The sequence below is a fragment of the Pseudomonas sp. A214 genome (assembly GCF_900156295.1).
Taxonomy (GTDB): domain Bacteria; phylum Pseudomonadota; class Gammaproteobacteria; order Pseudomonadales; family Pseudomonadaceae; genus Aquipseudomonas; species Aquipseudomonas rhizophila.
The window spans coordinates 5,556,424-5,573,693 of the sequence record NZ_LT707062.1 but is presented as its reverse complement, the minus strand read 5'-3'; the positions used below and the strand labels follow the sequence as shown (position 1 = coordinate 5,573,693).

At 59.9% G+C, this 17,270-nt stretch carries 16 protein-coding genes; 13 read left to right on the top strand and 3 right to left on the bottom strand.

Going from position 1 to position 17,270, the window contains the following annotated elements:
- Positions 1-289: 289 nt before the first annotated feature.
- From BW979_RS24950 to ispD, 5 genes are all read left to right on the top strand, one after another.
- Positions 290-1,921 (top strand): CTP synthase, encoded by a 1,632-nt coding sequence (locus BW979_RS24950; RefSeq protein ID WP_047227576.1) that lies wholly within the window; start codon positions 290-292, stop codon positions 1,919-1,921.
- Between the two features lie 4 nt (positions 1,922-1,925).
- Positions 1,926-2,771 carry a 3-deoxy-8-phosphooctulonate synthase gene (gene kdsA / locus BW979_RS24945; RefSeq protein WP_047227577.1) on the top strand — a complete coding sequence of 282 codons (846 nt, stop codon included), beginning with the start codon at positions 1,926-1,928 and terminating at the stop codon, positions 2,769-2,771.
- 159 nt (positions 2,772-2,930) lie between these two features.
- Positions 2,931-4,220 (top strand): phosphopyruvate hydratase, encoded by a 1,290-nt coding sequence (gene eno, locus BW979_RS24940; RefSeq protein WP_047227578.1) that lies wholly within the window; start codon positions 2,931-2,933, stop codon positions 4,218-4,220.
- A 170-nt stretch (positions 4,221-4,390) separates the two neighbouring features.
- A complete protein-coding gene (gene ftsB, locus BW979_RS24935; protein ID WP_047227579.1) occupies positions 4,391-4,669 on the top strand; it encodes a cell division protein FtsB in 279 nt (92 codons plus the stop codon).
- A complete protein-coding gene (ispD, locus tag BW979_RS24930; RefSeq protein WP_076386179.1) occupies positions 4,666-5,373 on the top strand; it encodes a 2-C-methyl-D-erythritol 4-phosphate cytidylyltransferase in 708 nt (235 codons plus the stop codon). The genes ftsB and ispD overlap by 4 nt, the downstream gene beginning before the upstream one ends.
- Before the next feature lie 136 nt (positions 5,374-5,509).
- Here ispD and BW979_RS24925 read toward each other — a convergent pair whose 3' ends face one another.
- Positions 5,510-6,406, bottom strand: coding sequence for a LysR substrate-binding domain-containing protein (locus tag BW979_RS24925; protein ID WP_047227581.1), 897 nt, complete (start codon positions 6,404-6,406; stop codon positions 5,510-5,512).
- Positions 6,407-6,513: 107 nt separating this feature from the next.
- Here BW979_RS24925 and BW979_RS24920 point away from each other — a divergent pair, with 107 nt between their 5' ends.
- The 8 genes from BW979_RS24920 to rpoS all read left to right on the top strand — a co-directional run bounded on the left by BW979_RS24920 (position 6,514) and on the right by rpoS (position 13,705).
- On the top strand, positions 6,514-7,626 hold the full coding sequence (locus BW979_RS24920; protein WP_025212132.1) for an S-(hydroxymethyl)glutathione dehydrogenase/class III alcohol dehydrogenase: 1,113 nt from the start codon (positions 6,514-6,516) through the stop codon (positions 7,624-7,626).
- An 8-nt stretch (positions 7,627-7,634) separates the two neighbouring features.
- Positions 7,635-8,483, top strand: a complete 849-nt coding sequence (gene fghA, locus BW979_RS24915; RefSeq protein ID WP_076386177.1) for an S-formylglutathione hydrolase — start codon at positions 7,635-7,637, stop codon at positions 8,481-8,483.
- A gap of 93 nt (positions 8,484-8,576) precedes the next feature.
- The gene (gene ispF / locus BW979_RS24910) at positions 8,577-9,050 is read left to right on the top strand and encodes a 2-C-methyl-D-erythritol 2,4-cyclodiphosphate synthase (RefSeq protein WP_076386175.1); all 474 of its coding nucleotides are present in this window, start codon (positions 8,577-8,579) and stop codon (positions 9,048-9,050) included.
- On the top strand, positions 9,047-10,105 hold the full coding sequence (truD, locus tag BW979_RS24905; RefSeq protein ID WP_047227584.1) for a tRNA pseudouridine(13) synthase TruD: 1,059 nt from the start codon (positions 9,047-9,049) through the stop codon (positions 10,103-10,105). The genes ispF and truD overlap by 4 nt, the downstream gene beginning before the upstream one ends.
- Complete coding sequence (surE, locus tag BW979_RS24900; RefSeq protein WP_047227585.1) at positions 10,093-10,842, top strand: 5'/3'-nucleotidase SurE; 750 nt, start codon at positions 10,093-10,095, stop codon at positions 10,840-10,842. The genes truD and surE overlap by 13 nt, the downstream gene beginning before the upstream one ends.
- A gap of 41 nt (positions 10,843-10,883) precedes the next feature.
- The gene (locus BW979_RS24895) at positions 10,884-11,519 is read left to right on the top strand and encodes a protein-L-isoaspartate(D-aspartate) O-methyltransferase (RefSeq protein ID WP_171061419.1); all 636 of its coding nucleotides are present in this window, start codon (positions 10,884-10,886) and stop codon (positions 11,517-11,519) included.
- 226 nt (positions 11,520-11,745) lie between these two features.
- Positions 11,746-12,591: a peptidoglycan DD-metalloendopeptidase family protein gene (locus BW979_RS24890; protein WP_047227587.1), complete on the top strand. Its 846-nt coding sequence runs from the start codon at positions 11,746-11,748 to the stop codon at positions 12,589-12,591.
- 106 nt (positions 12,592-12,697) lie between these two features.
- Positions 12,698-13,705 carry an RNA polymerase sigma factor RpoS gene (gene rpoS, locus BW979_RS24885; RefSeq protein WP_047227588.1) on the top strand — a complete coding sequence of 336 codons (1,008 nt, stop codon included), beginning with the start codon at positions 12,698-12,700 and terminating at the stop codon, positions 13,703-13,705.
- Positions 13,706-14,200: 495 nt separating this feature from the next.
- Here the strand turns inward: rpoS and fdxA are convergent, their stop codons facing one another.
- Together fdxA and mutS are read right to left on the bottom strand one after the other, a co-directional pair.
- Positions 14,201-14,524 (bottom strand): ferredoxin FdxA, encoded by a 324-nt coding sequence (fdxA, locus tag BW979_RS24880; RefSeq protein WP_076386173.1) that lies wholly within the window; start codon positions 14,522-14,524, stop codon positions 14,201-14,203.
- A 142-nt stretch (positions 14,525-14,666) separates the two neighbouring features.
- Positions 14,667-17,246 carry a DNA mismatch repair protein MutS gene (mutS, locus tag BW979_RS24875; protein WP_076386171.1) on the bottom strand — a complete coding sequence of 860 codons (2,580 nt, stop codon included), beginning with the start codon at positions 17,244-17,246 and terminating at the stop codon, positions 14,667-14,669.
- Between the last annotated feature and the right edge of the window lie 24 nt (positions 17,247-17,270).

The following is a 17,270-nucleotide window of genomic DNA, read 5'->3' as shown; positions in this document are numbered from 1 at the left end:
CTGGGTTTGAGCTGAAAGGGGCTTTCCGGTAGACTACGCTCCCTTCTTGATACAACTTCTGTGGATTCGCCTGAATTGCAGGAGTTGCCGATTACCAAGCAGTCTTTGCTGGGCGATTCCAAAAAATGTGTAGCGAGCAACGTACCGGTGATTTCACTTCCGGTCTGTCCCAACGCGGCGGTTTTTTTGAAAGGTGCACTGTGATTAATGCAGGTGATCGGGGGCTTCGGCCTTCCTTCGCTTTCCCCGGCGGCTCGGACCGCTTTAACGCAGACTTCTAGGGTTTTTCATGACGCGCTACATATTCGTCACGGGCGGTGTTGTTTCTTCATTGGGGAAAGGCATTGCCTCGGCTTCATTGGCGGCCATCCTGGAGGCGCGGGGACTTAAGGTCACCATGCTCAAGCTGGACCCGTACATCAACGTCGACCCGGGCACCATGAGCCCGTTCCAGCACGGTGAAGTGTTCGTCACCCACGACGGCGCCGAGACCGACCTGGACCTGGGCCATTACGAGCGGTTCATCCGCACGACCATGACCCAGAACAACAACTTCACCACCGGCCGTGTCTACGAACACGTGCTGCGCAAAGAACGCCGTGGTGATTACCTGGGGGCGACCATCCAGGTCATCCCGCACATCACCGACGAAATCAAGCGCCGCATCATCAAGGGTGCCGGCGACGCCGACGTGGCGATGGTCGAAATCGGCGGCACTGTGGGTGACATCGAGTCCCAGCCGTTCCTCGAAGCCATCCGCCAGTTGCGTTTCGAAATCGGCGCCAAGCGCGCGATGCTGATGCACCTGACCCTGGTTCCGTACATCGCCACCGCTGGCGAAACCAAGACCAAGCCCACCCAGCACTCGGTCAAGGAACTGCGTTCCATCGGCCTGCAGCCGGATGTGCTGATCTGCCGCTCCGATCATCCGATCGATATTTCTTCGCGGCGCAAGATCGCCCAGTTCACCAACGTTGAAGAGCGTGCGGTGATCGGCCTGGAAGACGCTGACACCATCTACAAGATCCCGGGCATCCTGCACTCCCAGGGCCTGGACGATTTCGTCGTCGAGCGTTTCGGCTTGCAGTGCGCCAGCGCCGACCTGTCCGAATGGGAAGCGGTGGTCGATGCCAAGCTCAACCCGGAACACGAAGTCACCATCGCCATGGTCGGCAAGTACATGGAGCTGCTGGATGCCTACAAGTCGCTGATCGAGGCGATGAGTCACGCCGGTATCAGCAACCGTACCAAGGTCAACCTGCGCTATATCGACTCTGAAGACATCGAGAACCAGGGCACCGGTCTGCTCGAAGGCGCCGATGCGATCCTCGTGCCGGGCGGCTTTGGCCTGCGGGGCGTGGAAGGCAAGATCACCGCTGTTCAATACGCTCGCGAAAACAAGGTGCCTTACCTGGGCATCTGCCTGGGCATGCAAGTGGCGGTCATTGAGTTCGCCCGTAACGTGATGGGCTGGAAGGACGCCAACTCCACCGAATTCGATCGCGCCAGCGGTCACCCCGTCGTGGGCCTGATCACCGAGTGGGAAGATGCCACCGGCGCCGTGGAAGTACGCACCGAAGCCTCCGACCTGGGCGGCACCATGCGTCTCGGTGCCCAGGAATGCCTGCTTGAAGCCGGCTCCAAGGTGCACGATTGCTACGCCAAGGACGTGATCGTCGAGCGTCACCGCCATCGCTACGAAGTGAACAACAACCTGCTGCCGCAACTGATCGAGGCCGGCCTGAAAATCTCCGGTCGTTCCGGTGACGGCGCGCTGGTGGAGGTGGTCGAGGCCCCGGATCATCCATGGTTCGTTGCTTGCCAGTTCCACCCCGAGTTCACCTCGACGCCTCGGGACGGCCACCCGCTGTTCAGTGGTTTCGTGAAAGCCGCTTTGGCTCAACACCAGAAGAAGGCATAAAACGATGGCCCAGAAGATCATTCGCGTCGGCGACATCGAGATTGCCAACGACAAGCCCATGGTGCTGTTCGGCGGCATGAACGTACTGGAAAGCCGCGACATGGCGATGCAGGTCTGCGAGGAGTACGTGAAGGTCACCCAGAAGCTGGGCATCCCTTATGTCTTCAAGGCCAGTTTCGACAAGGCCAATCGCTCGTCCGTGACCTCTTACCGTGGCCCGGGCCTGGAAGAGGGCATGCGCATCTTCCAGGACATCAAGCAAGCCTTCGGCGTGCCGATCATCACCGACGTCCACGAGCCTGCCCAGGCCGCAGTGGTCGCTGAGGTCTGCGACATCATCCAGCTGCCGGCCTTCCTGTCGCGCCAGACCGACCTGGTGGTCGCGATGGCCAAGACCGGTGCGGTGATCAACATCAAGAAAGCCCAGTTCCTCGCGCCCCAGGAGATGAAACACATCCTGAGCAAATGCGAAGAGGCCGGCAATGACCAGTTGATCCTCTGCGAGCGTGGTTCGAGCTTCGGCTACAACAACCTGGTGGTGGACATGCTTGGTTTCGGCATCATGAAGCAGTTCGAATACCCGGTGTTCTTCGACGTGACCCACGCGCTGCAAATGCCCGGTGGTCGTTCCGATTCCGCTGGGGGGCGTCGCGCCCAGGTCACCGACCTGGCCAAGGCCGGCATGAGCCAGTCCCTGGCAGGTCTGTTCCTCGAGGCCCACCCGGACCCGGACAATGCCAAGTGTGACGGCCCTTGTGCCTTGCGCTTGAACAAGCTGGAACCCTTCTTGTCTCAGCTCAAGGCGTTGGACGAACTGGTCAAGAGTTTTCCGACGATAGAAACCGCGTAACGCGGTTTTCTCCGGTAAAGTACCGCTCGATTATCGCTCTGGCCCGCTGGCCGCACTGCTTTTGTGGGAGCATGGCTTGCCAGCGATGACGTCCTTCGGGACCGTCGTCGGCAAGCCTTACTGTTACAGCGTTTCGTCAACTTTGGAGTGTTTACAACAATGGCAAAAATCGTCGACATCAAAGGTCGTGAAGTTCTCGACTCCCGTGGCAACCCCACTGTTGAAGCGGACGTGCTTCTCGACAACGGTATCATCGGCAGCGCCTGCGCGCCGTCCGGTGCTTCCACTGGCTCGCGCGAAGCGCTGGAGCTGCGTGATGGCGACAAGAGCCGTTACCTGGGCAAGGGCGTGCTCAAAGCCGTCGCCAACATCAACGGTCCGATCCGTGACCTGTTGCTGGGCAAGGATCCTGCCGACCAGAAAGCCCTCGATCACGCGATGATCAAGCTCGACGGTACCGAAAACAAAGCCACCCTGGGCGCCAACGCGATCCTCGCCGTGTCCCTGGCCGCTGCCAAGGCTGCCGCCCAGGACCAGGACCTGCCGCTGTACGCACACATCGCCAACCTCAACGGTACCCCGGGTGTCTACTCGATGCCGGTGCCGATGATGAACATCATCAACGGTGGCGAGCACGCCGATAACAACGTCGACATCCAGGAATTCATGGTCCAGCCAGTGGGCGCCAAGTCCTTCTCCGAAGGCCTGCGCATGGGCACCGAGATTTTCCATCACCTCAAGGCTGTGCTGAAGGCCCGTGGCCTGAGCACTGCCGTTGGCGACGAAGGCGGTTTCGCACCGAACCTGGCGTCCAACGAAGACGCGCTGAAAGTGATCTCCGAAGCCGTGGCCAACGCCGGTTACAAATTGGGCACCGACGTGACCCTGGCCCTGGACTGCGCGGCCAGTGAGTTCTTCGAAGACGGCAAGTACAACCTGTCCGGTGAAGGCCAGGTGTTCACCGCCGAAGGTTTTGCCGACTACCTCAAGGGCCTGACCGAGCGCTACCCGATCATCTCCATCGAAGATGGCCTGGACGAGTCCGACTGGGCCGGCTGGAAAATCCTCACCGACAAGATTGGCGAAAAAACCCAGCTGGTGGGCGACGACCTGTTCGTCACCAACACCAAGATCCTGAAAGAAGGCATCGACAAGAAGATCGCCAACTCGATCCTGATCAAGTTCAACCAGATCGGTACCCTGACCGAAACCCTGGAAGCCATCCAGATGGCCAAGGCCGCCGGCTACACTGCCGTGATCTCCCACCGCTCCGGCGAAACCGAAGATTCGACCATTGCCGACCTGGCCGTGGGCACTGCGGCGGGCCAGATCAAGACCGGTTCGCTGTGCCGTTCCGATCGCGTCTCCAAGTACAACCAACTGCTGCGTATTGAAGAGCAGTTGAACGGCAAGGCCAAGTACAACGGTCGTGCCGAGTTTCGCGGTTAAGCGGTAGATGGTAAAAAGACACCGGATGATGTCAAAAAAGTCGCAATAGCGGCGGTTTTGCCTCTAATCTGATGCCTTATCAAGCACAAGCCTGGTTTTTCCAGGCTTCGTGCTATCAGACGCTTCAAAGTGTGGCATGGCTGTCTTTTTCACTGGATACCTGAGATTCGATGCGCAGTCCCAATTGGTTGTTTCTTGTCTTGCTCCTGTTGCTGGCTGGCCTGCAGTACCGCCTTTGGGTGGGTAATGGCAGTCTGGCGCAAGTGGCGGACCTGACTCAGCAGATTGCTGAACAGCATGCCGAAAACGAGGCGTTGCTGGAGCGTAACCGGGTGATGGACGCCGAAGTCAGTGAACTGAAAAAAGGCATGGAGACCGTTGAAGAGCGGGCTCGCCATGAACTGGGCATGGTTAAAGAGGGCGAAACCCTCTACCAGTTGGCCCAATGAGCATCCGTTTGCCGGCCTTCTGGGCCGTGATTCCTGCCGCGGGCGTTGGAGCCCGTATGGCTGCGGACCGTCCCAAGCAATACCTGCAACTGGGCGGACGCACAATTCTCGAACACAGCCTTGGCTGTTTCCTCGATCATCCGACCGTAAAAGGCGTGGTGGTCAGTGTTGCACACGATGACCCTTATTGGCCGACCCTGGCCTGTGCCAGCGATACACGCATCCAGCGCGTGGACGGTGGCGAACAACGTTCGGATTCGGTGCTCAATGCCTTGCTGCATCTTCACGGACAGGGTGCCGATGATCACGACTGGGTCTTGGTGCACGACGCCGCCCGGCCCAACCTGGCCCGGGACGATCTGGACACATTGCTCAGGGAACTGGCGAATGATCCGGTCGGCGGTCTCCTGGCCGTGCCGGCGCGTGACACCCTCAAGCGAGTCGATAAGCACGGCCGTGTAGTGGAAACCGTTGACCGCAGCGTCATCTGGCAAGCCTACACACCGCAAATGTTTCATCTCGGTGCCTTGCACCGGGCCCTGGCTGACAGCCTGGTGGCCGATGCCGTGATTACCGATGAAGCGTCCGCCATGGAATGGGCAGGGCAGGCGCCACGCCTGATCGAAGGGCGGGCCGATAACCTCAAGGTCACACGCCCTGAAGATCTGGAGTGGTTGCGCCAGCGTTGGGCGAATCGCCATTAAGTGGAATCGCCATCGCGAGCAGGCTCGCTCCCACAAGGGGCTTTGGCTGTACACAAAAATTTGTAGCCGCTGAAGATCCAGTGTGGGAGCGAGCCTGCTCGCGATAGCAATCGCTCAGATAACATAAAGACCAGTGTTACCCCCGATACTCCGGCCGCTGCGCCAACCCCTCCTTCAAGTAATCCACCAACTTGCGCACCTTCGGCGACAAATGCCGTTGCTGCGGATACAACGCCCACACCGCTGTATTCGGCGGCTGGTGAGCCTCTAACAGCGATATCAACGCCCCGCTGTGCAAATGCTCCAACACGTAATAATCCGGCAACTGACACAATCCCACCCCTTGCAAAGCCGCATCCAGCACCGCCTGCCCGCTGTTACAACGCCAGTTTCCCTGCACTCGTTGGGAAAATTCCCGCCCGTTCTGCTCCAGTTGCCAGAGGTCGGAGCTACCGATCAGGCAGTTGTGGCGGCTCAATTCCGACAAGCTATGGGGGCGACCGTAGCGCTCCAGGTAGGACGCCGATGCGCACAGGTACATGCGCCGTGGCGCCAGGCGCGTGGCAACCAGGCGTGAGTCCTGCAAGCGGCCCAGGCGAATCGCCAGGTCCAGGCCTTCGTGAACCAAATCGAGGGGGCGGTTGCTCAGTTCGATGTCCACCCGCAATTGCGGATAAAGCGTCATGAACCGTGTCACCAGCGGCACAATGAACCGCTCGCCGTAGGCCACGGCACAGGTCATGCGCAACATGCCTTTGGGTTCGCTGGTGAGGTCGCCCACCGCCCGCAGTGCTTCTTCGCGTCCGTCCTGTAGGCGCTGGCAATGCTGCAAGAACGTCTGGCCGGCCTCGGTCAGAGTGACCCGGCGGGTACTGCGATACAGCAGTCGTGTCTGCAGACGCTCTTCAAGCCGTACGATTTGTCGACTGATGTGGGAAGACGAAACCCCTAGGCGTTCGGCGGCGGCGGTGAATTGGCTGCATTCGGCCACGGCGACGAATTCGTCAATGCCCTCCCAGCGGTTATCGGACATGAATGATTATCCCTGTGCAGCAATAATGTTTTGCTTTTGGTTGGATTATTCATCGTCCGGTGAGGGATTACACTCCCTGTCTTGTTTTTATTTGCTGGAGACTCCCCATGATCAAGTCACGCGCGGCCGTTGCCTTCGAGGCCAAGAAACCCCTGGAAATCGTTGAAGTCGACGTCGCCATGCCCAAGGCGGGCGAAGTGTTGCTGCGCGTGGTGGCCTCGGGTGTCTGCCACACCGATGCCTACACCTTGTCGGGCGCTGATCCGGAAGGGATCTTCCCGTCGATCCTCGGCCATGAAGGCGGCGCCATCGTCGAAGCTATCGGCGAAGGCGTGACGTCGGTGGCGGTGGGCGATCACGTCATTCCGCTGTACACGCCGGAATGCGGGCAGTGCAAGTTCTGTAAGTCGGGCAAGACCAACCTGTGTCAGGCGATTCGCGCCACCCAAGGCAAAGGCTTGATGCCAGATGGCACCTCGCGCTTTTCCTACAAGGGTGAGACGATTTTCCACTACATGGGGACCTCGACGTTCTCCGAATACACCGTATTGCCAGAAATTTCCGTGGCGAAAATCCCCAAAGAAGCGCCGCTGGAAAAAGTCTGCCTGCTGGGTTGCGGCGTCACCACCGGTATCGGCGCGGTCCTCAACACCGCCAAGGTCAAGCCAGGTGACACCGTGGCGATCTTCGGCCTGGGCGGCATTGGCCTGTCGGCGGTGATTGGTGCGGTGAAAGCCAAGGCATCGCGCATCATTGCCATCGACATCAACCCGGCCAAGTTCGAAATCGCCAAGCAACTGGGTGCCACCGATTGCGTCAACCCGAAGGATTTCGACCGTCCGATCCAGGAAGTCATCGTCGACATGACTGACGGCGGCGTGGACTTTTCCTTCGAGTGCATCGGCAATGTGCAGTTGATGCGCGCCGCATTGGAATGCTGCCACAAGGGCTGGGGCGAGTCGGTGATCATCGGTGTGGCCGGGGCCGGCCAGGAAATCGCCACCCGTCCGTTCCAGTTGGTGACCGGGCGCGTCTGGCGCGGTTCGGCGTTTGGCGGCGTGCGCGGGCGCAGCGAATTGCCAAGCTACGTGGAAATGGCCGAGAAGGGCGAGATTCCGCTGGATACCTTCATCACCCACACCATGGGCCTGGAGGATATCAACAAGGCGTTTGACCTGATGCATGAAGGCAAGAGCATCCGTACCGTTATTCATTTCTGAGGTCGGTCATGAGCCTTGAAAACATTTCCTGCCAGAAAAGCTTCGGCGGCTGGCACAAGCGTTACCGGCATCGTTCCGAAGTGCTTGGTTGTGACATGGTGTTTGCCGTGTACCTGCCGCCCCAGGCCGAGCAGGGCGGCAAGTTGCCTGTGGTGTATTGGTTGTCCGGATTGACCTGCACCGACGAGAACTTCATGCAAAAGGCCGGCGCCCAGCGCATGGCCGCCGAACTGGGCCTGATTATTGTCGCGCCGGACACCAGCCCGCGCGGCGCCGACGTGCCGGGTGATCCGGACGGTGCCTGGGACTTTGGCCTGGGTGCTGGGTTTTATCTGAACGCCACGCAGGAACCGTGGGCGCGGCACTATCGGATGCATGACTACGTGGTGCAGGAACTGCCGGCCTTGGTCGAGGCGCATTTCCCGGCCTCGGATAAGCGCGGCATCAGTGGTCACTCCATGGGTGGCCACGGCGCGTTGGTCTGCGCTTTGCGTAACCCGGGGCGTTACCGCTCGGTGTCGGCATTTTCGCCGATCAACAATCCGATGGATTGCCCGTGGGGTCAGAAGGCGTTTTCTCGTTATCTGGGGGAAGACCGCTCGAAGTGGCGTGAGTGGGATGCCTGTGCATTGATCGCCGAAGCTGACGAAAAGCTGCCGTTGCTGGTGGATCAGGGCGATCGCGATGATTTCCTGGCCAACCAGCTCAAGCCCGAAGCCTTGCAGCAAGCGGCCAGGGCCGCCGGTCATCCGTTGGAGCTGCGCCTGCAACCGGGCTACGACCACAGCTACTTCTTCATCGCCAGCTTCATTGAGGATCACTTGCAACATCATGCCCACGCTTTAGGGGGCTCTTAGTCTGTTTCCCCTTGGCGAGGGAGCTAATTGAGGGCGCTCCCCACGCTGAATGCAGGTAGAATCACGCCCTGACAAAAATCGGGGCGTTTTTTTATGCGTATTGGCCACGGCTACGATGTTCACCGTTTCGCTGAAGGCGACTTCATTACTCTGGGCGGCGTGCGTATTGCACACAGCTTCGGGCTGCTCGCGCATTCTGACGGTGACGTCCTGCTGCACGCCTTGAGCGACGCCTTGCTTGGCGCGGCCGCGCTGGGGGATATTGGTAAACATTTCCCCGACACCGACCCGCAGTTCAAGGGCGCCGACAGCCGGGTGCTGCTGCGCCATGTGGTCTCGCTGATCCACGCCAAGGGCTGGAAAGTCGGCAATGTCGATAACACCATCGTCGCCCAGGCGCCAAAAATGGCGCCACACATCGAAACGATGCGTCGGTTGATTGCCGAGGACCTGCAAGTTGAGCTGGACCAGGTCAACGTGAAAGCCACCACCACCGAGAAACTTGGTTTCGTCGGTCGCGAAGAAGGCATTGCTGTTCATAGCGTTGCCTTGTTGCTGCGCCCATGACCGAACTGGAACTATTAGGCCCCCGTGCCTACGGCGAGTCGCTGGGCAGCGCAGTACTCAAGGCCACTGCTGAAGATTTTCAGGTCGACGAAGTGCTCGACATCCCGCTCACGGGCGAAGGCGAGCACTTATGGATCTGGGTTGAAAAACGCGGTTTGAACACTGAAGAAGCGGCTCGGCGAATTGCCAAGGCCGCTGGCGTATCGTTGCGCACCGTCAGTTATGCCGGTCTCAAGGACCGCCAGGCGCTGACCCGCCAGTGGTTCAGCGTCCAGTTGCCGGGCAAGGCCGACCCGGACCTGTCGGCGGCCGAAAACGAAACGCTGAAGATCCTCAAGACCGGTCGTCATAAACGCAAGCTGCAACGCGGCGCGCACTCGGCCAATGGCTTTACTTTGCGCCTGACCCAGTTCAAGGGCGATCCAGCGGCGATCGATGCGCGTCTGCAACAGATCGCCCGTCTGGGCATTCCCAATTATTTCGGCGCCCAGCGCTTCGGGCATGACGGCGGTAACCTCGTCGATGCCCGCGCCTGGGCGGCGCGCAAGGCTTTGCCGGAACAGCGCAATGTGCGTTCGCGGCTGTTGTCCACCGCCCGCAGTTTTCTCTTCAACCGGGTGTTGGCGGCTCGGGTGGCCGATGGCACCTGGCAGCACGCGCAGGTGGGCGACTTGCTGGCCTTCACCGACAGCCGCAGTTTTTTCCCCGCCGGCGAGGCCGAGTGCAGTGACCCACGCCTAGCGATTCTCGACCTGCACCCCACCGGGCCGCAGTGGGGCGAGGGACCTTCGCCTGCCGCCGGCGCGGTCCATGATCTGGAGCAGGCCATCGCCGAGGCGGAGGCCGATCTGCGCGACTGGTTGATAAACGCGGGAATGAGTCACGAACGTCGCATCCTGCGACTGCCCATTGGCGGCCTGTCGTGGCATTATCCCTCGCCTGACATTCTGCAACTGGAATTCGTCCTGCCGGCCGGATGTTTCGCCACTGTCTTGGTGCGCGAACTCGTCGATCTGGTGCCGGTGGGGCAGACGGACAGCCCATGCGTATTCTGATTTCTAACGACGACGGGGTGACAGCACCCGGCCTTGCCGCGCTTTATGCTGCGCTGGCGGATTTTGCCGAATGCGTGGTCATCGCCCCGGACCAGGACAAAAGCGGCGCCAGCAGTTCGCTGACGCTCGACCGACCATTGCACCCGTGCTATCTGGATAATGGTTTCATCAGCCTCAACGGCACCCCCACCGACTGCGTGCACCTGGGCCTCAACGGCTTGCTGGAGCGCGAGCCGGACATGGTGGTTTCGGGCATCAACCTGGGGGCCAACCTGGGGGATGACGTGCTTTATTCCGGCACCGTGGCCGCCGCCCTTGAGGGCCGTTTCCTCGGGCATCCGTCGTTTGCCTTTTCGTTTGTTTCGCGGCAAGTCGATAATCTGCCTACTGCCGCCTACTTCGCTCGCAAGTTGGTCGAGGCCCATGGCGAGCTGGACCTGCCACCGCGCACGGTGCTGAACGTGAATATTCCGAACCTGCCACTGGATCACATCCGAGGCATCCAGCTCACTCGCCTGGGTCATCGTGCCCGCGCGGCCAAGCCCATGCAGGTGGTCGATCCCCGGGGCAAGGCCGGTTACTGGATCGCCGCCGCCGGTGATGCCGAGGATGGCGGGCCGGGCACCGATTTTCATGCAGTGATGCAAGGCTATGTCTCGATAACGCCGTTGCAGCTGGATCGGACCTTCAACGATGCTTTTCGAACGCTCGATGGCTGGCTGGAGGGGCTGCGCTGATGGCTCGCGAGCAAGACGATATACTGCGCCGCGGAATCGGCATGACCTCCCAGCGTACCCGGGAGCGCCTGATTCAACGGCTCTATGAAGAAGGCCTTTCCAACGCCCAGGTGCTGGAAGTGATTCGCCGCACCCCACGGCATTTGTTCGTCGATGAAGCCTTGGCCCATCGCGCCTACGAAGACACCGCATTGCCGATCGGCCACAACCAGACCATTTCCCAGCCTTATATGGTGGCCCGCATGAGCGAGTTGCTGCTGGAGGCGGGGCCGCTGGACAAGGTGCTGGAGATTGGCACCGGTTCGGGTTACCAGACGGCGGTGTTGTCGCAGCTGGTGGAGCGGGTATTTTCCGTGGAGCGGATCAAGGTGCTGCAGGATCGCGCCAAGGAACGCCTGGTGGAACTGAACCTGCGCAATGTGGTGTTTCGCTGGGGTGATGGCTGGGAAGGCTGGCCGGCCCTGGCACCTTATAACGGCATCATCGTGACCGCCGTTGCCACTGATGTGCCCCAGGCCTTGCTGGATCAACTGGCCCCCGGCGGCCGGCTGGTCATTCCGGTGGGGGCTGGTGAAGTCCAGCAGTTGATGCTGATCGTGCGCGAAGAACAGGGTTTTTCACGTCACGTGCTGGGGGCGGTTCGGTTTGTTCCGTTGCTTAACGGGCCATTGGCCTGAGCATTTATAAACAGACGCTGAATTCCGTGGCGTGGGTTGTGTCTTACACCGGCGCTGATCAATTAACCGTTGATTGGTTAAACGGATTGCAACGGCGTCCAGCAAACGTGTGCGGCAGCGCCTCGCGCTTCATTAATAGAGGTGGGGTTGCGGCCAGCTGTATTTGTAATACCGTTGCCTGCACAGGCAGTTTCCAATTTTTCAACCACCACAAAGGGAGCGGCGGGTGAGTCTCACAGTCATTGCGCAGCGTATGGGTATCACGAGCTTTCAGCGCCTGGTGACTGGCCTTGTCTTGAGTACCTTGCTGGTCGGTTGCTCCAGTACCCCGTCGGGTAACGTCCGGGTTGTCGATCGCACCAACGCAACGCCTCAACGTCCTACAGTAACGACCGGTCAGTATGTAGTCCGTCGCGGTGATACGCTGTTTTCCATCGCTTTTCGCTATGGCTGGGACTACAAAGCCCTCGCAGCGCGAAACAACATTCCTGCGCCTTATACGATTCATCCGGGTCAGAGAATTCGCTTTGATGGGCGCAGTGGTTCAACGCCTACCGCGGTGGTGACTCAGTCCGGTTCGACGGCTTCGTCGTCGAGTAGAACCACGGTGATTCAACGTCCGGTCGGTGCCGCAACGGCAACAGTACCGTCCGTCGCGAGCAAACCGACACCTGCTCCTACCCCCGCGCCAGGCCCCAGCCCGAGCGGCTGGGGATGGCCTTCTAATGGCGTTCTTATTGGAAAATTCTCTTCAAACGGTAGTTTGAATAAAGGAATTGATATCGCCGGGGATTTGGGACAGCCTGTTTTAGCCGCGTCTGATGGCACGGTTGTGTACGCCGGGAGTGGTTTAAGGGGCTACGGCGAACTCGTGATCATCAAACACAGCGATACCTACGTCAGTGCCTACGGTCACAACCGCAGGCTGTTGGTTCGGGAGGGGCAGCAGGTCAAGGTCGGGCAAAAAATTGCCGAAATGGGATCAACGGGAACGGACCGGGTGAAACTGCATTTTGAGATTCGCCGACAAGGTAAGCCAGTCGATCCGCTGCAATTCCTGCCACGTCGTTGATTTGATTGTCAGCCTGTTCCGTCACGTAGAGGGAACAGGCTCCAGCGTTGCCAAGGATAAAGGCGTCGCTTGAGCTTGAGGTCGAACTCACCAAAGGACTATAACAATGGCTCTCAGTAAAGAAGTGCCGGAGTTTGACATCGACGATGAGGTTCTCCTTATGGAGACCGGCATCGCTATGGATTCGATGTCGAATGATGAAGGGGCGACTCCACCTTCCGTTCGTGCCAAATCCAGACACTCCGCTTCGCTTAAACAACATAAGTACATCGACTACACACGGGCGCTGGACGCCACTCAGCTGTACCTCAACGAAATCGGCTTCTCGCCGCTGCTCTCCCCCGAGGAAGAAGTTCATTTTGCGCGTCTGTCGCAAAGTGGCGACCCGGCCGGGCGAAAACGCATGATTGAAAGCAACCTGCGCCTGGTGGTGAAGATCGCCCGACGCTACGTCAATCGTGGCCTATCGCTGCTGGACCTGATCGAAGAGGGTAACCTGGGGCTGATTCGCGCTGTCGAGAAATTCGACCCCGAGCGAGGCTTCCGTTTCTCGACCTACGCGACCTGGTGGATTCGCCAGACCATCGAGCGGGCGATCATGAATCAGACCCGGACCATCCGGTTGCCGATCCATGTGGTCAAGGAGCTGAACGTCTACCTGCGGGCTGCCCGTGAACTCACCCAAAAGCTCGACCACGAACCCTCACCCGAAGAGATCGCCAACCTGCTGGAGAAACCGGTGGGCGAGGTCAAGCGCATGCTTGGGCTCAACGAGCGGGTTTCTTCGGTTGATGTCTCGCTGGGGCCGGACTCGGATAAGACCCTGCTGGACACGCTCACCGATGACCGACCTACCGACCCGTGCGAACTGCTCCAGGACGATGACTTGTCCCAGAGCATCGACCAGTGGCTCTCGGAGCTCACGGACAAGCAACGGGAAGTGGTGATTCGCCGCTTCGGCTTGCGCGGTCATGAAAGCAGCACCCTTGAAGATGTGGGCCTGGAAATTGGGCTGACCCGTGAGCGGGTCAGGCAGATTCAGGTCGAAGGCCTCAAACGTCTTCGGGAGATCCTGGAGAAGAACGGCCTGTCGAGCGAGTCGTTGTTCCAATAACGGGAACGCACGCGTAATAAGAAAAGCCCCGACTGGTTCGGGGCTTTTTCGTTTTTTTGGCGGCTGTTGCAGCGCTTACTCTGTTTGCCGGCTTGGCGTGTAAGCTTTTGCCTAGTGTTGCGTAAGCGTTTGGTTTCCCGTCGAAGGGATAGACGACTATAAAGGCCGTCGTATTTTTCGTATGTTTTTGATATATAGCTATATTTTTATGTATTTCAGTCCTGTGACGAGGCACGGCGACGGCGTTTGGCCAATTGCACTCGCTGGGGAAAATACTAATATCAGTCCTGTGTCGACGGACAGACACACCTGTCACGGACGATGGGGAAGGAAGGACATCGCAGGATGCGATTCATCAGGACGATGAAAAGGATCAAAGGGATTAGGGAAAAAATGTGGGCGGGTCAAACCGCCCCTTTTTTTGCCTGCGATTTATTGAATCCGAGAAAACAAAAAGGCCCGCAAGGGGCCTTTTTCAACGAGCGCAGGGTGATATCAGCGTTCGAGGTCTTTGAGCTTGTCTGGTTTGCCATCCCACTCTTTGGCGTCTGGCAACTCGTCTTTCTTTTCGGTGATGTTTGGCCAGATGTCCGCCAGTTCAGCGTTCAGCTCGATGAAGTTCTCCATGCCGGCCGGCACTTCGTCTTCCGAGAAGATGGCATTCGCCGGGCATTCCGGTTCACACAGGGCGCAATCGATGCACTCGTCCGGGTGAATGACCAGGAAGTTCGGCCCTTCGTAAAAGCAGTCCACCGGACAGACTTCTACGCAGTCGGTGTACTTGCACTTGATGCAGTTGTCGGTGACGACGAAGGTCATTTCTAATTCTCTCCTCAGGCGGCGGCAGCGGAACCCCTTCACGGTGGGCTCGCCAGGTTCGGGAGCGATAGTCTGCGGACCAGGCTAATAGTCCGCAGCATCCCAAACCGCGCGAGATTCTACCAGCTTGAACGCCAGTGCGTTAGATCCGTGTCTTCAATGAATAAAGCAATTCAAGTGCCCGCCGTGGCGTCAGGTCGTCCAGATCCACTTTGGCCAGTTCATCAAGCACCGGATGCGGCAGGCTGGCGAACAGGTCGCTCTGCTGCGGAGCCGCCGGTTTGCCTTTGCTCGGGCGCGGTGTTTCGTGGGGCAGGCTGGTGGTTTCCAGACGGCTCAGATGCTCGCGCGCACGGCTGATCACTTCGCTGGGGACGCCGGCCAGTTGCGCCACCGCCAGGCCGTAGCTCTGGCTGGCCGGGCCGGGCAGCACATGGTGCAGGAACACGATGCGCTCGTTGTGCTCGGTGGCATTGAGATGCACGTTAGCCACCAGCGGCTGGCTTTCCGGCAGTACGGTGAGTTCGAAATAGTGGGTGGCAAACAGGGTGTACGCCCGCAGGTGCGCCAGCCGTTCGGCCGCTGCCCAAGCCAGGGACAGGCCGTCGAAGGTGCTGGTGCCGCGTCCGACCTCGTCCATCAGCACCAGGCTGCGTTCGGTGGCGTTGTGCAGGATGTTCGCGGTTTCGCTCATTTCCACCATGAAGGTCGAACGCCCGCCGGCCAGGTCATCGCTGGAACCGATGCGGGTAAAGATCCGGTCCACCAGGGACAATTCGCAACTGGCTGCCGGCACGAAACTGCCAATGTGGGCCAGCAGCACGATCAAGGCGGTCTGACGCATGTAGGTGGATTTACCGCCCATGTTCGGACCGGTGATCACCAGCATGCGGGTGTTGTCATCCAGGCTCAGGTCGTTGGCCACGAACGGCGTGGTCAATACCTGTTCGACCACCGGGTGACGACCCTGGGTGATGCGCATGCACGGCTCGCTGACAAACCGCGGGCAGTTGAGGTCCAGGTTCAGCGCGCGTTCAGCCAGGTTGCTCAGCACGTCAAGCTCCGCCAGGGCGCCGGCGGTGTCCTGCAGCGGTGGCAGTTGGCTGATCAAGTCTTCGAGCAGCGCCTCATAGAGCATCTTTTCCCGGGCCAGGGCACGGCTCTTGGCCGACAACGCCTTGTCTTCGAACGCCTTGAGTTCCGGGGTGATGAAACGCTCGGCGCCTTTTAGCGTCTGGCGACGAATGTAGTCAGCCGGCGCCTGTTCGGCCTGTTTGCTCGGCAATTCGATGAAGTAACCGTGGATACGGTTGTAACCGACCTTGAGATTGGCAAGGCCGGTACGGGCTTTTTCCCGGGCTTCGAGGTCGATCAGGAACTGCCCGGCGTTCTCGCTCAGCGATTGCAGTTCGTCGAGTTCGGCGTCGTAGCCGGTTTTCAGCACACCGCCGTCACGGATCACCGCTGGCGGGTTGTCGATAATGGCCTTTTCCAGCAGCGCAGCCAGCTCCGGGTAAGTGCTGGTGGTGCGCGCCAGTTGTTGCAGGTGCGGCGCTTCCAGGTCGGTCATCGCCACCTGAAGCTCGGGCAGGGCGCCGAGGGCATCGCGCAGGCGCGCCAGGTCACGGGGGCGGGCGTTGCGCAGGCCGATACGCGCCAGGATCCGCTCGATGTCCCCGATTTCCTTGAGCTGCGGTTGCAACTGCTCGAAGCGATAACGATCCAGCAGGCAGGTAATGGAGCTCTGACGCGCCAGCAGCACCGTCAGGTCTCGCAGCGGACGGTTCAGCCAACGGGTCAGCAGACGGCTGCCCATGGCGGTCTGGCAGCGATCGACCACCGATTGCAGGGTGTTGTCGCGCCCGCCGGCCAGGTTGGTGTCCAGCTCCAGGTTGCGTCGGCTCGCGCCGTCCAGCACCACGGTGTCATCCAGGCGCTCATGACGCAGGCTGCGCAAGTGGGGCAGGGCGGTGCGCTGGGTTTCCTTGGCGTAGGCCAGCAGGCAGCCGGCCGCGCCAATGGCCAGGGTCAGGTTTTCGCAACCGAAGCCTTTAAGGTCCTGAGTGGAGAACTGCTGGCAGAGACTTTTCAGCGCCGAGTCGCGCTCAAAGTCCCACGGCGCCCGGCGCCGAACGCCACGGCGTTTTTCCGCCGGCAGGTCTTTGGGCCAGTCATCCGGGATCAGCAACTCCACCGGATTGACCCGCTCCAGCTCCGCCAGCAGGTTTTCCCAGCCCTTGATCTCTAGCACCGAGAAATTGCCGCTGGTGATGTCCAGCACCGCCAGGCCGAACAGGCGCTCATCGCCCAGCACGGCGGCGATCAGGTTGTCCCGGCGTTCATCCAGCAAGGCTTCATCACTGACCGTGCCCGGCGTGATGATCCGCACCACTTGGCGTTCCACCGGCCCTTTGCTGGTAGCCGGGTCGCCGACCTGCTCGCAGATCACCACCGACTCGCCCAGCTTGACCAGCTTCGCCAGGTAACCTTCCGCCGCGTGGTAAGGAATCCCACACATCGGAATCGCCATGCCCGCCGATTGCCCACGCGCCGTCAGGGTGATGTCCAATAGCTTGGCGGCTTTCTTCGCGTCCTCGTAGAAGATCTCGTAGAAGTCGCCCATGCGGTAGAACATCAGCTGATCGGGGTGCTGATTCTTCAGGCGCCAGTATTGCTGCATCATTGGCGTGTGGCTGGAGAGGTCGTTTACGGCTGTATTCATGGGTGTCAGGGAGGCTCGTTGAAA

What these genes read in the sequence shown, in the direction of transcription:
- BW979_RS24950 (WP_047227576.1), top strand. Translation starts at nt 290, where the DNA reads ATGACGCGCTACATATTCGTCACGGGCGGTGTTGTTTCTTCATTGGGG.
- kdsA (WP_047227577.1), top strand. Translation starts at nt 1,926, where the DNA reads ATGGCCCAGAAGATCATTCGCGTCGGCGACATCGAGATTGCCAACGAC.
- eno (WP_047227578.1), top strand. Translation starts at nt 2,931, where the DNA reads ATGGCAAAAATCGTCGACATCAAAGGTCGTGAAGTTCTCGACTCCCGT.
- ftsB (WP_047227579.1), top strand. Translation starts at nt 4,391, where the DNA reads ATGCGCAGTCCCAATTGGTTGTTTCTTGTCTTGCTCCTGTTGCTGGCT.
- ispD (WP_076386179.1), top strand. Translation starts at nt 4,666, where the DNA reads ATGAGCATCCGTTTGCCGGCCTTCTGGGCCGTGATTCCTGCCGCGGGC.
- BW979_RS24925 (WP_047227581.1), bottom strand. Translation starts at nt 6,406, where the DNA reads ATGTCCGATAACCGCTGGGAGGGCATTGACGAATTCGTCGCCGTGGCC.
- BW979_RS24920 (WP_025212132.1), top strand. Translation starts at nt 6,514, where the DNA reads ATGATCAAGTCACGCGCGGCCGTTGCCTTCGAGGCCAAGAAACCCCTG.
- fghA (WP_076386177.1), top strand. Translation starts at nt 7,635, where the DNA reads ATGAGCCTTGAAAACATTTCCTGCCAGAAAAGCTTCGGCGGCTGGCAC.
- ispF (WP_076386175.1), top strand. Translation starts at nt 8,577, where the DNA reads ATGCGTATTGGCCACGGCTACGATGTTCACCGTTTCGCTGAAGGCGAC.
- truD (WP_047227584.1), top strand. Translation starts at nt 9,047, where the DNA reads ATGACCGAACTGGAACTATTAGGCCCCCGTGCCTACGGCGAGTCGCTG.
- surE (WP_047227585.1), top strand. Translation starts at nt 10,093, where the DNA reads ATGCGTATTCTGATTTCTAACGACGACGGGGTGACAGCACCCGGCCTT.
- BW979_RS24895 (WP_171061419.1), top strand. Translation starts at nt 10,884, where the DNA reads ATGACCTCCCAGCGTACCCGGGAGCGCCTGATTCAACGGCTCTATGAA.
- rpoS (WP_047227588.1), top strand. Translation starts at nt 12,698, where the DNA reads ATGGCTCTCAGTAAAGAAGTGCCGGAGTTTGACATCGACGATGAGGTT.
- fdxA (WP_076386173.1), bottom strand. Translation starts at nt 14,524, where the DNA reads ATGACCTTCGTCGTCACCGACAACTGCATCAAGTGCAAGTACACCGAC.
- mutS (WP_076386171.1), bottom strand. Translation starts at nt 17,246, where the DNA reads ATGAATACAGCCGTAAACGACCTCTCCAGCCACACGCCAATGATGCAG.